12 protein-coding genes and 1 pseudogene are annotated in these 14,406 nt (G+C 44.7%); 10 read left to right on the forward strand and 3 right to left on the reverse strand.

Annotation, left to right across the window (positions count from 1 at the left end):
* Positions 1–14: 14 nt before the first annotated feature.
* The 3 genes from dicD to aspA form a co-directional block, all read right to left on the reverse strand.
* A complete protein-coding gene (dicD, locus tag AYY16_RS11845; RefSeq protein ID WP_067366599.1) occupies positions 15–587 on the reverse strand; it encodes a division control transcriptional repressor DicD in 573 nt (190 codons plus the stop codon).
* 126 nt (positions 588–713) lie between these two features.
* Complete coding sequence (locus AYY16_RS11850) at positions 714–2,015, reverse strand: anaerobic C4-dicarboxylate transporter (protein WP_067366601.1); 1,302 nt, start codon at positions 2,013–2,015, stop codon at positions 714–716.
* A gap of 195 nt (positions 2,016–2,210) precedes the next feature.
* A complete protein-coding gene (gene aspA, locus AYY16_RS11855; protein WP_067366603.1) occupies positions 2,211–3,635 on the reverse strand; it encodes an aspartate ammonia-lyase in 1,425 nt (474 codons plus the stop codon).
* A 379-nt stretch (positions 3,636–4,014) separates the two neighbouring features.
* On the opposite strand from aspA, the gene AYY16_RS11860 reads away from it, so the two are divergent.
* The 10 genes and pseudogenes from AYY16_RS11860 (at position 4,015) to AYY16_RS20630 (ending at position 13,557) form a co-directional block, all read left to right on the forward strand.
* Positions 4,015–4,521, forward strand: a complete 507-nt coding sequence (locus tag AYY16_RS11860; protein ID WP_067366606.1) for an FxsA family protein — start codon at positions 4,015–4,017, stop codon at positions 4,519–4,521.
* A gap of 174 nt (positions 4,522–4,695) precedes the next feature.
* The gene (locus AYY16_RS11865) at positions 4,696–4,989 is read left to right on the forward strand and encodes a co-chaperone GroES (RefSeq protein WP_067366609.1); all 294 of its coding nucleotides are present in this window, start codon (positions 4,696–4,698) and stop codon (positions 4,987–4,989) included.
* Between the two features lie 63 nt (positions 4,990–5,052).
* A complete protein-coding gene (gene groL / locus AYY16_RS11870; RefSeq protein WP_067366612.1) occupies positions 5,053–6,699 on the forward strand; it encodes a chaperonin GroEL in 1,647 nt (548 codons plus the stop codon).
* A gap of 293 nt (positions 6,700–6,992) precedes the next feature.
* Positions 6,993–7,736: pseudogene (locus AYY16_RS21540) on the forward strand (MurR/RpiR family transcriptional regulator).
* A gap of 271 nt (positions 7,737–8,007) precedes the next feature.
* Positions 8,008–9,564, forward strand: coding sequence for a PTS transporter subunit EIIC (locus tag AYY16_RS11880; RefSeq protein WP_067366615.1), 1,557 nt, complete (start codon positions 8,008–8,010; stop codon positions 9,562–9,564).
* 11 nt (positions 9,565–9,575) lie between these two features.
* Complete coding sequence (locus AYY16_RS11885) at positions 9,576–10,946, forward strand: class-II fumarase/aspartase family protein (RefSeq protein ID WP_067366618.1); 1,371 nt, start codon at positions 9,576–9,578, stop codon at positions 10,944–10,946.
* Between the two features lie 188 nt (positions 10,947–11,134).
* Complete coding sequence (locus AYY16_RS11890) at positions 11,135–11,482, forward strand: DUF4156 domain-containing protein (RefSeq protein WP_067366621.1); 348 nt, start codon at positions 11,135–11,137, stop codon at positions 11,480–11,482.
* A 454-nt stretch (positions 11,483–11,936) separates the two neighbouring features.
* On the forward strand, positions 11,937–12,887 hold the full coding sequence (locus AYY16_RS19795) for a PAAR domain-containing protein (RefSeq protein ID WP_082970711.1): 951 nt from the start codon (positions 11,937–11,939) through the stop codon (positions 12,885–12,887).
* Between the two features lie 41 nt (positions 12,888–12,928).
* Entirely contained in the window at positions 12,929–13,093 is a 165-nt protein-coding gene (locus AYY16_RS20450; protein WP_162271056.1) for a hypothetical protein, read from the forward strand.
* Between the two features lie 152 nt (positions 13,094–13,245).
* On the forward strand, positions 13,246–13,557 hold the full coding sequence (locus AYY16_RS20630) for a hypothetical protein (protein ID WP_067366624.1): 312 nt from the start codon (positions 13,246–13,248) through the stop codon (positions 13,555–13,557).
* The last annotated feature ends 849 nt before the right edge of the window (positions 13,558–14,406 follow it).

Here is a 14,406-nt window from a genome sequence, read left to right on the forward strand (position 1 = left end):
GCGCAACGCATAAATCAGCTGAGCGCCCCGTTTTTACGGCAGCGGGCGATGGTCAGTACATCTTCTGCCAGCCGCCGGGCGGTGGCGATATCATCCTGACTGCGCGATATCAGCAGTTTGCTCAGGCAGCCTTCCAGAATCAGTTCTAACTGGTGTGCGACCATTTCACAGTCATCAATATCCAGCTCTCTGAGCAGCTCCAGCGTGAACGAAAAAGCACTTTGTTTCTGTTGGCAGGATAATTGGTGAATCGGGTGTTCAGCAGCCGGAAAGGCGCTGCATGCAGCGATAAACAGGCAGCCGGGGAAGCGGTTTTCTCTGACCCGTTCTGCAAGTGCGGTATAGCGCGCCAGCAGTTTATCTTCTCCGGATATAGATTCATCCAGCAGAACGCGGCGCTGCCAGATATCAATCTGGTTGCCGTGATAACGCAGGCAGTCATAAACCAGATCGTTATGGGTCGGCCAGAAAATACGCAGGCGGGCGGGATCGGTGTTCAGGTTTTGAATCAGAGTGATTTCCGGCATCAGTATGCCGTGGTTTTCCAGCAGACTCAGTGCCTGGTTGAGGACTTCTTCGCGTTGCACAGCAGGCTCTCCCTTTAAAGATAGCAATACTTTTCAGAATAACGTGAGAGCCCGGGAAAGGCGAGAGAGCGGTGAAAATAAAATAAGGATGATCCGCCCGGGTAGGGCGGATCATAAGAGGAAACGTTATAACACAAGGCTGCCTAACAGGAAGCCGAAGCAGACTGACAGGGTCACACCAATCGTTCCCGGGATAAAGAACGGATGGTTAAAGACCAGTTTACCAATGCGTGTGGTGCCGGTGTCATCCATCTGAACCGCTGCGACCAGAGTCGGGTAAGTCGGCAGGATAAACAAACCGGAAACCGCTGAGAACGATGCAATGGCGGTCAGTGGGGTGACACCCAGCGCAAGCGCCATCGGCATCAGTGCTTTGGCCGTTGCTGCCTGTGAGTACAGTAATGCGGAGCAGAAGAAGAAAATAACCGCCAGCAACCACGGATGTCCGGCAATTAAATCGCCCGCGGTCAGTTTGATCCAGTCCATATTGGCCTGAACAAACGTATCACCCAACCAGGCGACCCCGAGAATACAGATACAGGCGCTCATCCCGGCCTTAAAGGTGCTGGAATTGAGGATAACATCTGTTTCTACTTTACAAAGCAGTGTGATAAGCGTGGCGACACTGAGCATGATGATCAGAATCGCATTGGTTGTCGTCATGATAGGCTCTGACACCAGTCCGACACCTTTGCTGTTAATGATAGCGAAGGCGACAACAGACAGTACACCCAGCAGGAACAGAAATACGGAGAGTTTGGCAGCAGGCTTGATCACCGTTTTCTCACGGCGGTTCTGTTCAACCACACCTTCCGCAAGACGTTTCTGAAAGACAGGATCATTGGCCAGTTTGTCATCAAACAACCAGGAAACGATAAACGACATCAGAATGATCGCGACAAGGGTGGATGGGATCAGGATAAGCAGCAGATGCAGATAACTCACACCCATAGGCTCCACAACAGATGCCATATAAACGACTGCCGCAGAGATAGGTGATGCGGTGATCCCTATCTGGGCTGCGACGACAGCGGTGGAGAGCGGACGGCAGGGTTTGATCCCTTGTTCTTTCGCAACTTCAGTAATAACCGGCAGAGTTGCCAGTGAAATATTCCCGGTCCCGGCAAACAGTGTCAGAAAATAGGTAACAATGGGTGCGAGAATGGTGATGTAGCGTGGATTACGACGCAGCAGTTTTTCAGTTTGCTGAACCAGATAATCCAATCCGCCTGCAACTTGCATGGCAGATATTGCAGCGATAACAGCCATTATAATGGAGATCACGTCAAACGGGATACTGCCCGGTTTAACGCCGATAGCGGCAAGGGCAAGAACACCCAGACCACCGGCGAAACCGATGCCTATCCCGCCGAGGCGGGCACCAAGATAGATGGCCAGCAGTACGATAATAAATTCGATAGCCAGCATAATTGCTCCTGTAAAATCCCGGAAAGTAAATGTTAATTTTTTGTGCAGGGGAATAAAAAAGCACGTTACCTTGCGATGACGTGCTCTCTGTATCTGTCTTATTATTATGTGTTTATACCCTTATTCATTCAAACTGCAGGTTCGTTGACCGCGGTTAGCCAGCATGCATCCTGAATGACGTTGGGTATAGGTATATTAGTCATCAAAACGTTTTGCTTTATAAGCCGGATTTTTTAAGTTCTCAATAGAGAAAATATCGTCCAGTTCCGCTTCTGTCAGCAGTCCGCGCTCTAATACAACTTCACGCACACTCTTACCGGTTTCTGCACAAATCTTACCGACGATGTCCCCGTTATGGTGACCGATGAACGGGTTCAGATAAGTGACGATACCGATGGAGTTGAACACATAAGCTTCACAAATTTCTTTGTTTGCTGTGATACCGGAAATGCATTTTTCACCCAGATTACGGCAGGCATTATTCATCAGGGAGATGGATTCAAACATCGCCTGACCGATAGCCGGTTCCATCACGTTCAACTGTAACTGACCAGCTTCAGCCGCCATCGTTACACAGATATCGTTTCCGATAACTTTGAAACAAGCCTGATTAACCACTTCAGGGATAACCGGGTTCACTTTTGCCGGCATGATAGATGAACCAGCCTGCATTTCAGGCAGATTGATCTCTTTCAGACCCGTACGCGGACCCGATGAGAGCAGGCGCAGGTCATTACAGATTTTGGACAGTTTCACTGCCAGACGTTTCAGGGCGCTGTGCAGCATCACATAAGCACCGCAGTCTGAAGTGGCTTCAATTAAGTCTTCTGCCGGTACACATGGCAGACCGGTAACTTCTGCTAATTTTTCAACCGCCAGTTTCTGATAACCCGGCGCGGTGTTCAGTGCAGTACCAATTGCGGTTGCGCCGAGGTTCACTTCCAGCACGAGTTGTGCGGTGTAATGCAGGTTTTTGACTTCTTCTTTCATCAAAATGGCATAGGCGCGGAATTCCTGACCTAATGTCATCGGAACTGCATCCTGCAACTGTGTGCGACCCATTTTTAAAATATCTTTAAATTCAGTTGCTTTGGCGTCAAATTCACCTTTCAGATACTCAACTGATTTAATCAGGTTAGTGATTGAGTTATAAACTGCGATACGAAAGCCGGTAGGATAAGCATCGTTTGTGGATTGCGCTTTGTTCAGATGGTCATTCGGGTTGAGGAATTCATATTCCCCTTTTTTATGACCCATCAGCTCAAGGCCGATGTTTGCCAGCACTTCATTTGTATTCATGTTCAGTGAGGTACCGGCACCGCCCTGGAATACATCGACAGGGAACTGATCCATGCATTTGCCGTTGATAAGCATCTCGTCACAGGCTTTAATAATCGTATCGGCAATCGCACGCGGGATAGTGTGCAGCTCTTTGTTCGCCATGGCAGCGGCTTTTTTCACCATCACCATTCCACGGATAAATTCAGGAACATCATTGATTGTACGGTCGCTGATATAGAAATTTTCGATAGCCCGCAGTGTGTGGACACCGTAGTACACGTCGTCCGGCACTTCACGTTTGCCCAGCAGGTCTTCTTCGATACGAAAATTATTTGACATGAGAACCTTCTTTGGTTGAATGGTTGCCTTACTTAATAATCAAGGCAGCAATTATATTAATTTTTCCGATATTAATAGCGCGTATCACTCGGTTTTATAAATTCGCAATGATCATATGCTGAAATTGAGTTGAATCCTTTTAGCCAGATCACTTATTAACTGAAATATTTCCAACGTTATCACTTTTATGTGCGATAAATCACAAATGTTACGTGAGATTATCGCGACTGTGACGCTTGAAAAATAATGAAATGACCCCATCATTATGTACAACTAATATTAAAAATCGAATTTATCGTACGTCTCTCAGATGTAGCTCACAAAGGCTGATAAAGAGACGTTTTTTTACATCACAGGGCACCTTAATAAGGAAGACGTTATGCGTTGGTTCCCCCTCATTCTGATTTGTCTGCTTATCTACATAGAAGCCGTCATTTTTGTTTACGTTGCATCGGGAATCGGTGTGTTCATGACACTGGTTCTTGTAGTATTGACTTCCTGTTTCGGGGTTTCTCTGGTTCGCAACAAGGGTATGCGTAATCTGAGCCTGATTCAGCAAAAAATCCAGGCAGGCGAAAGCCCCGCAGCAGAGATGATCAAGAGCGTTTCTCTGGTACTTGCGGGTATTCTGCTGGTGCTTCCCGGGTTTTTTACCGATTTCTTAGGATTGTTGCTTTTATTGTCACCGGTACAGCGATTCCTGGTTTCCCGTGTGCTGCCGTACATTAAAGTATATCAGCCGCGTACAGGGCCGTTCTCCGGTTCTGCCGCAAATCAGGGGAATGTTTATGAAGGCGAGTTTGAGCATCGTCGTGACCATCCGGCACAGAGTCTCAATCAGCCTTCAGAGCCCGGTAATGATGACAACCGGAAGGACAAACTCTGATTTTTTGACTGGTTTCGGTAAAGATGACTAAATTTATCTTTTTTTTCGTCCTTACCCCCTTGAACTTTCCGGCGACTGACCCCATTTGCTGAATCATGGCAATGATAAATTAGTATCCGGCCTGAACCTTTAATCCACGTTATTTGATATGGACTTTTTATAGGAGATCTATCAATGAAAATTCGTCCTTTGCACGACCGTGTTATTGTTAAACGTAAAGACGCCGAAGCGAAATCTGCAGGCGGAATTGTCCTGACCGGCACAGCGGCAGGTAAATCCACCCGTGGTGAAATCCTTGCGGTAGGTAACGGTCGTATCCTGGAAAACGGCGAAATGAAACCACTCGACGTTAAAGTCGGTGATATCGTGATTTTCAATGATGGTTACGGCGTGAAAGCTGAAAAAATTGATAATGAAGAAGTGCTGATTATGTCTGAAAGTGACATCCTGGCGATTGTCGAAGCGTAATCATACCGTACTGAGTGTATTCAGATCTTCTTAAACCATAAAGCATTCGAAGGAATAGAAATAATGGCAGCTAAAGACGTAAAATTCGGTAACGACGCACGTATCAAAATGCTCCGTGGTGTCAATGTTCTGGCCGACGCAGTAAAAGTTACCTTAGGCCCGAAAGGCCGTAACGTTGTATTAGACAAATCATTCGGCGCGCCGGTTATTACAAAAGACGGTGTGTCTGTTGCACGTGAAATCGAACTGGAAGATAAATTCGAGAACATGGGCGCACAGATGGTGAAAGAAGTTGCCTCTAAAGCGAATGACGCTGCGGGTGACGGTACCACCACTGCAACTGTTCTGGCGCAGTCTATCATTACTGAAGGGCTGAAAGCCGTCGCAGCGGGTATGAACCCGATGGATCTGAAACGCGGTATCGATAAAGCCGTTATCGCAGCCGTTGCAGAACTGAAAAATATTTCTGTACCATGCTCTGATACCAAAGCTATCGCACAGGTAGGCACTATCTCTGCAAACGCAGATGAAACTGTCGGCAGACTGATTGCTGAAGCAATGGATAAAGTCGGTAAAGAAGGCGTTATCACTGTCGAAGAAGGCACCGGCCTGGAAGATGAGCTGGATGTTGTTGAAGGTATGCAGTTTGATCGCGGTTACCTTTCTCCGTATTTCATCAACAAACCGGAAACCGGTTCTGTTGAATTAGAAAACCCATACATCCTGCTGGTTGATAAAAAAATCTCTAACATCCGTGAGCTGCTGCCGGTTCTGGAAGGCGTTGCGAAAGCAAGCAAACCACTGATGATTATTGCAGAAGATGTTGAAGGTGAAGCACTGGCAACGCTGGTAGTCAATACCATGCGCGGTATCGTGAAAGTTGCTGCGGTGAAAGCACCGGGCTTCGGCGATCGTCGTAAAGCGATGTTACAGGATATCGGTACGCTGACTAACGCAACTGTCATTTCTGAAGAGATTGGCATGGAGCTGGAAAAAGCAACGCTGGAAGACCTGGGTCAGGCGAAACGCATCGTTATTAACAAAGATACCACCACTATCATCGATGGTATCGGTGACGAAGAGACTATCGCTGCCCGCGTTGGTCAGATCCGTCAGCAGATTGAAGATTCAACCTCAGATTACGATCGCGAAAAACTCCAGGAGCGCGTAGCGAAACTGGCAGGCGGCGTGGCTGTTATCAAAGTCGGTGCAGCAACTGAAGTTGAAATGAAAGAAAAACGTGCCCGTGTTGACGATGCCCTGCATGCAACCCGTGCGGCAGTTGAAGAAGGTGTTGTTGCCGGTGGTGGTACTGCGCTGGTTCGTGCTGCAAGCAAACTGCTTGAGCTGACTGGTGATAACGAAGATCAGAACGTAGGTATCCGTGTTGCGCTGCGCGCGATGGAAGCACCTATGCGTCAGATTGTTGAAAACGCCGGTGAAGAGCCTTCTGTCGTTGTGAACAACGTGAAGAAAGCAGATCAGGATAACTACGGTTATAACGCTGCCACTGAAGAGTACGGCGATATGATCGCAATGGGTATCCTGGATCCGACTAAAGTAACCCGTTCTGCACTGCAGTTCGCAGGTTCTATTGCCGGTCTGATGATCACCACTGAAGCGATGATCACTGAAGCACCTAAAGACGATAAAATGGATTTAGGCGGCGGTGGTATGGGCGGCATGGGTGGAATGGGCGGCATGATGTAATCATGTAGTCTGAACACTATTGCTTCCAAAAAAAAGCCTGTAACCTGATTGGTTACAGGCTTTTTTGTGCGTGTTAATTATTGGCGTATACCCAACGTCATTCAAGATGCAGGCAGGCGGCAAGGGAATACAGACGGGGAGCATACATCAGTATGTGACCCGGCTGGATGAGTACAGCCAACGAACCTGCAGTTTGAATGAATAAGGGTATATCCCATAATATCCCACTGTTTATCCAAGTTATGAGGTATTATCGGAAGGTATCGCTGCTGAAAATATGGGGATTGCCGGATATGCTGGATTTTCTGAAGAATTATGACAACTTAACCGTCAGTGAAAAAAAAAGTATTAAAATACCTTACGGAAAATATCGCCGATATCCCCTGGCTGAATATCAATGAATTAGTCGCCAAAACGTTTGTATCCAAAACGGTGATTATCAATTTATCCCAGAAGTTAGGTTTCAGCGGGTTTAAAGAACTCAAATTTCAGATTAATAATCATATCCTCTCACAAAATAAAGAAGATAAAAAAAAAACCGGCGTCCTATAAAAAACAGCTCGAAAATAATATCCAGAAAACCTTCACATTGATTAATGAAGATCAGATCCGGGACTGCGCGAAAACATTACATGGTTCACGGAATATTTTTCTTGTGGCAAGGGGAACCAGTAAAGCGGTAGGTTATTATCTTGAGCATTTATTGTTTTCTCTCGGGTTACACTGCTTTTTTATTAATGATTATAACCTTTCTGAGTCCTTTACCCGCCTTGTCAGCAAAGACGATACCGTGGTTTTAATTTCCCTTTCCGGTGGCACCAAAAAGATTATCGAAACCGCGAAAATCGTCCAGCTGAAAGATGCTCATATCATTAGTATGACCGCCTTCCATACCAATGAACTGACCACGTATGCGAATAATTCACTTTTTTGTTTTTCTGACAGTTATGACACCAAGCGGGATGATTCAAAGTCCAGAACGGGATTTTTTTATTTTGGTAGACTTATTAATTAATGAACTGGAAAATTTGCTGTAAATAAATCAACTTATTATTTGGCTTAAGTTAATTCAATGATTTCAATTCAACTGTTTTTCCTATTCTTAAAATAATTCTTCATTTAAATAATCATTAATATGTTTATTTAAAAATCAATATTACTCTGATTTTTAAATCGTTATCGTTTTTAAATGACCCAGGTCATAATTTAAGACCTGAGATAATATTTAAAACCGCACCATCATTTCATTTAAAAAATACAGTGCTAGTATCCGGATAACATCAATATTCTTCGTCATAAGGAAATAGTATGGCTAAAAGAAAGTTCGGGGACTCAATTCAGCGCTTTGGCCGGACGCTGCTCCTGCCAATCGGGGTTCTGGCGCCGATTGGTATGATACTGGGGATCAGTGGTGCGTTAGTACAAACCTACATGATCGCCCGGTTCCCTTTCCTCGGCAATGAAACGGTTAACGCACTGCTTGTCAGCATCCGCTCTATTGCAGGTGTTATTTTTGACAACATTCCATTGCTTTTTGCCATGGGGGTTGCTTACGGTATGAGTCAGCGGGATAAGGGGATCGCTGTCTTTGCCTCTGTGGTGGGCTATCTGTCGTTGATTATCACCATGAATATCTGGTTGGTGCTTACAGGTAAACTGGCGGATCCTGCTGTTATGGGGCAGGTCGGGCAAATTAAGGTTCTGGGGATCCAAACCTTAAATATCAGTGCCGCAGGAGGGATAATCACCGGTTTAATTGCTGCATGGGCAACGGATAAATTCTATAACCTTGAATTACCGACTGCCTTTGCTTTCTTTTCCGGTAAAAAGTCCGTTTCCATTATCATGGTAGGTCTTATGATCATGGTCGGTGCGACATTACCGTTTATCTGGGAAGTTCTGGTTCAGGGCTTAATGAAGCTCTCTGCCGTATTTTTAAGCCCTGTCGGTCCGTTCTTTACGGCGGGTGGTGAACGTCTGTTTATTCCGTTCGGTTTGCACCATGTCTGGAATGTGTTATTCAGATTTACCGAAGCAGGTGGTACGTATGTCATTGACGGACAAACCTTTGTCGGTGTTGTTCCGGCTTTAACTGAAGTGTTATTCAAGCAAGGTCCCGGCACTGAATACTGGGCGATGATGCCAAGCCTGACACGTTTCATGGCCCAGCAGCAAATGCTGGTCACCTTGTTCCTGTTCCCGGCAATCGCATTGGCTATCTATAAAACATCGAAAGCAGAGAACCGCGCTGAAGTTAAATCAATGCTGGTGACCATGGTACTGACCGCGATGCTTGGTAACGTCACGGAACCGCTCGAATTCACCTTCGTGTTTATTGCACCGCTGCTGTATTTAATCTATGCCATCATCGTGGGGATTGGTGCCGTATTACTGTCATTCGCAGGCGTCGCTATCGGTTATATCCGGGGTACGGTGTTCGATTTCACTATCTTTGGTTTGCTGTATGAGCGCACTAACTGGATATTCTTAGTCCTTATCGGTACCGGTTTAGCATTCGTGACTTTCTTCATCTTCCGTTGGGCGATTCTCCGGTTTGATATCAAAACACCGGGTCGTGAAGAGTCAAGTAACCTGAAAAACACGTTAATTAAAGAAAAACGCTATGGCGAAATCGCAGAGCTCCTCATTGAAGCCTTAGGCGGTAAACAAAATATCCATAATGTAGATAACTGTATTACCCGTATGCGTATTGATGTCGCAGAAGTGAATAAGATTAATAAAGATCTAATGGCGGAATCAGGATGTACTGCATTCTTCTTTCCATCGGCAAACCACGTCCATGTTGTTTACGGACCGAAGGTTGAATTTGTTCGCAATGCTGTTGATGAAGCAATGAAGAAATAAAAGGATATATGATGAGAGCTTTATATGATTCCAAAAGTAAAACTATTGATGATCGCGGCATAAAAGCGCTGCTGTCGGATGAAGCCAAATACAAAACCTGGCTGATGTTTGAATCCGTATTAGCTCAGGCGCAGGCAGAACTGGGATTTATTCCCCTGTCAGCCGCCGGTGAAATTAAAGAAAAGGCCGTCATTGAGAATATTGACTTTGAAGAGATGAACCGTATTTATCAGAAAATCGGTCATGGCTTCGTTCCTTTCTTAAAAGTATTAGTGAACGCGTGCTCTGAAGAGAGTGGTAAATATATCCATTACGGTATTACCACTCAAAATATTCAGCAGAGCTCGCAGCTGTATATGATGAAGACAGTCCATAATAAATTTATGCTGCTGTTAAGTGAAATCATTGAAAACTTATCGGGTCTTGCAGAAAAAACCAAACACATGGTGATGGCGGGCAGAACCCATGGCCGCCACGCTATCCCTATCACTTACGGTTATAAAGTGTCAGTGTGGATCAGCGATTTTATCGACTGCTGCCAGCGCATGAAAGAGTGTGAAAAGCGGGTATTCACTATCATGATGGGTGGCGCAGTTGGTGCATTTAACACCATGCCGGGCGTTGGTCCGGAAGTACAAAAGCGTGTTGCTGAACTGACGGGCATGTATGCGATGGAAGTACCGTCACGGAATCTGAGTACGCATAAATTAGAGTACATGGCGAACCTGGCACTGATGGCAAACATCTGCCATAAAATCGGTGAAGAAGTTTACAGCACTACGCTGGAAGAAATTGCGGAAGTATCCGAAGGCTTTACGAAAGGTACTGTGGGCAGCAGCACTATGCCGCACAAAATTAACCCGAAACTGGCTAAAGGAATTATCGCGAACTCTCAGAAGCTGTATTCACTACCGGGTGTCGGGATGTACTCTGCGGTCAGACCGTATGAGGGTGACAGCAGCAGCTATATGTTATTCGACGGGCTGATTGAGGAAGCACTCGAACTGACCACGGAAATTTTGTTAAGAACGGAAGAACTCACCAGAACTATCGTGCCTCATGAAGAGAGAATGCTGCATAACGTAATGAGAAACAAAGGGTTAGATAATACTGAGTATGTGATGATGAAGATGGCTGAGAAGTTGGGTAAAGATAAGGCACATTCATTACTGTATGAAGAAGCTATCAAAACCGCAGCAGACGGTGAGGACTTCTACACAAACCTGACTAAGAACGAAACTATTACCGCCGCATTCAGCAATGAAGAGATCAGAGCGATGCTGGATCCGCGCGCTTATATTGGTCTGTCCGTTGAAATTGCAGAAAAAGAAGCGAAGCGAGGTGTCGCCACCGCTCAGGAAATCAAAAAATATTATAAGTAATGTATTGTGCTGATACAGGGAAAAACAAGCCGGTGTTCTGGGGAAACTCAGAATACCGGCTTTTTCATGCGTAATTTACAGATGCGTGAGATAAGCCGGTAATTTTCGGTGATTAGTTTTTGAAGTCATTGCAACAAAGTGGTTAAATTGATGGTATAGATTTTTTCCAACCGTGAATGAGGAAAACCATGCGGATTAAAATGTTACCCGGTGCCCTGGCACTGTTATTACTGGCAGGCTGTACGACAACAACCGATATCAGTGCTGCAGGATCCCAGGTCCGCTTTTCCGAAGAGCAACCGGGCGCTGAGTGTCAGAAATTAGGTGAAGTGACCGGTGTACAAAGCAACTGGATGACCGGTGTCGGTAATGAAAGCAGCTCCATGCGCGGTGCAGCAAATGATTTACGTAACAAAGCTGCCGCAATGGGCGGGAATGTTATTTATGGTATCGGCAGCCCGTCAGAGTCAGCTATTGTATCCAGTCTGATTCCGGTAGATAGCAAGCTTACTGGCCAGGTTTACAAGTGTCCCTGATTACGCGTCATCCTTCCGTCCATAGCGGCGTTGGCTGCGTTCAGTGGCTCGGGTCACATACTTATGTATGCTCCCCGGGCCCCTTTACTTGCCGCCTTGCTCTGAACGAAATGATTTAGCGTATACACGTCATCCTTCAGCCTGTAGCGGCGTTGGCTGCGTTCATCCATCCGGGTCACATACTTGTGTATGCTCCCCGGATGTCTTCACTTGCCGCCTTGCTACAGACTGAATGATTTAGCGTAATCGCCCGGATATAGCTGAATACACAAAAACCACCGTCAATGTAACCGGTGGTTTTTTTTATTTCAGTAAAAGATAAAAAATACCAACCTGACGATAATAAACAGGATTGCACGCTAACACGGAATGGGTATTGGTAAGTGTACGTATCATGTGTAACATTTCTTATGATTCTGTGTGTTAAATCATTTTTGACTGCATAAGGAGTGTTATGTTCGGGTTAAGACCGATAATTATGGGCAAGGAAATGGCCCTGAATGGAGATAAAACAACAACGGGTGCAACCTGTATTGCAACAATTGAAACGGTGAGCTGCTTTAACAAGAAAGCATTGAGAGTCGGCGATCCAACAACGAAATGTCCGGAGTGTGGACAGGCTGGTGTTGTCGTATCAGGGCAGCAAGGTTTTTTAAATCATGGTAAGTTACAGGCTGTTCATGACTCAATTGTGGAATGCGGCTGCCCTGACGGAACCAATAAGGTTATCGCTTACAGTGACCCGGAAAATGCACAGAGCAGCAGTCTTACCACGCAATCTCCCGCTTTTTCAACGTCATCACAAAACAGCAGCAAGAGCCAATTTGTACCAGCAACAGCGCCCCCTTTAACTGATGAGAGCAAGAGTTCAGATAATATATTATATGAGGGAGTGTTTGTGTGGACGGAAACACATGGTTCGGGTCATTCCTTTATAACTATCCACAAAAACAACCAGGTTTCACTCTATTCTTACGGTCGCTATGGTACCCCGGGTCCTTTGACATTAACGGGTGACGGAATAATGTTATATATGACAGGTGAGGATGCTGGTAAATATATAAAGGATAATCTATATATTTTGAACTCCAGGGTATTTAAAATAACAGATGCAGATATTGATAAAACAAAAATGTATTTTAATAACCTTTGGAATTCAGGCGCTACCCCTGAATTTCCTGAATATGTGGATAAATTAATTCGCAGAAATGGAAGATCTATAGATGTTTACGATGTCACAGGTAATAACTGTACAACTCATATAGTAAAGGGGTTAAAGCAGTCTGGTACGAAGATATTTGAAGAAACGTATACGCCGATAAGAACGCAATATCCGATAGAGCGCGAGGAAGCATTCACTGTTCCTGTTTCCTTGCAAAATTATTTAGATAGAAAAAAAACATAATTTAAAAAAAACCTGATCTCATTGAAATTACAGAGGAATTTATGAGGGAATATCCAAACAATGAAAATTTAATGCCATCAGAAAAAGGTATTAAAGCTCAAATATTCGAATTGATAACATTCTCTGGCAGGATAGGGGGAGAGGTGACGAGTGTCGATGGTGGTGAAATGGGCGGTGGTATATTAGGAAGCAGTTATGATCAATAGAACGTTTTTTAAGATGGTTTTTAACTCTTGTATTAATTTTTGTATTTTATTTCGGGCTTGCTCTTTTTGATTTAGCATTCAATCTTGAATTTACATCCAGATTTAGTGTGATAAGTTCAGAAAATCCGATTAATTCATGGCAGGCATTTGTAATGAGTTTATTATCCCTTCATAATGCGGCTATGAGCTATGTCTATTTAGGTACGCCAATCTTGCTGGTATTACTATTTGTCATTCATAAAAAAGATCCGATAGAGCGGGAGGAAGCATTCACTGTTCCTGTTTCTCTGCAAAATTATTTAGATGGGAAAAAGGATAATTTTAAAAAGCTTGATGTTATTGAAGTGACAAGTGAATTTATGTCTCAATATCCAAATCATGAAAATCTGAAACCATCAGAAAAAGGCATAAAGACTAAACTATTTGAGTTGGTAACATTCTCCGCCAGGATGGGGGAGAGGTGACAAGTGTAGATGGTGGTGAAATGGGCGGTGGTATATTAGGGAGCAGTTATGATCAATAGAACGTTTTTGCGATGGTTTTTAACTGTCGTATTACTATTGGCCTATTTTATAGTACTGGCACTCTTTGACTTAGGGTTTAGTTTAAATTTTACCTATAACTATACTGTTTTAGGGGCTGATGACCCGGTTAGTGTTTGGCGGGCCTTCGTCGACAGATTGCTTGTAGACCATAATAATGTGATGAGCTATGTCTATTTAGGTACGCCAATCTTGCTGGTATTACTATTTGTCATTCATAAAAAGATACGATAATACCCCGGTCATTACAAAATTGATGGGGGCGCTCCCTCATTGGCATTGTGCCTGCTGGTAAGGTCAGGTAAGCGTTCAGTGAGACCTGATACCTGATAGATGATGGATTTATCACTTGCCGCCTTGCTACAGACTGAATGATTTAGCGTAATTGTCTGGATATAGCTGAATACACAAAACCGTTGGTGATATAACAGGCGTTTTTTTTATACCGAAGTATAAGGCACAGGTGACGGGCAAAAGAAACAGAAAGTATGCGAGCCATGGATGGCGAGCTGATTACGCGTCATCCTTTCGTCCATAGCCGCGTTGGCTGCGCTCAGTAGCACAGGTCACATACTGATGTATGCTCCCGGTGCCCCTTCACTTGCCGCCTTGCTCTGAACGAAATGATTTAGCGTATAAAAAAAAGAAAAGTGTTTACAGCGACTTTCTGTTTTTGCCCGTTACCGGTGTGGTCACCGTAATCTCTGGCTATATGGACATATGCTATTTAGCTAATCCTGGCTGGGGGCACTCATGAAAATCGGTTATAAA

The organism is Morganella psychrotolerans (genome assembly GCF_001676155.1).
Taxonomy (GTDB): domain Bacteria; phylum Pseudomonadota; class Gammaproteobacteria; order Enterobacterales; family Enterobacteriaceae; genus Morganella; species Morganella psychrotolerans.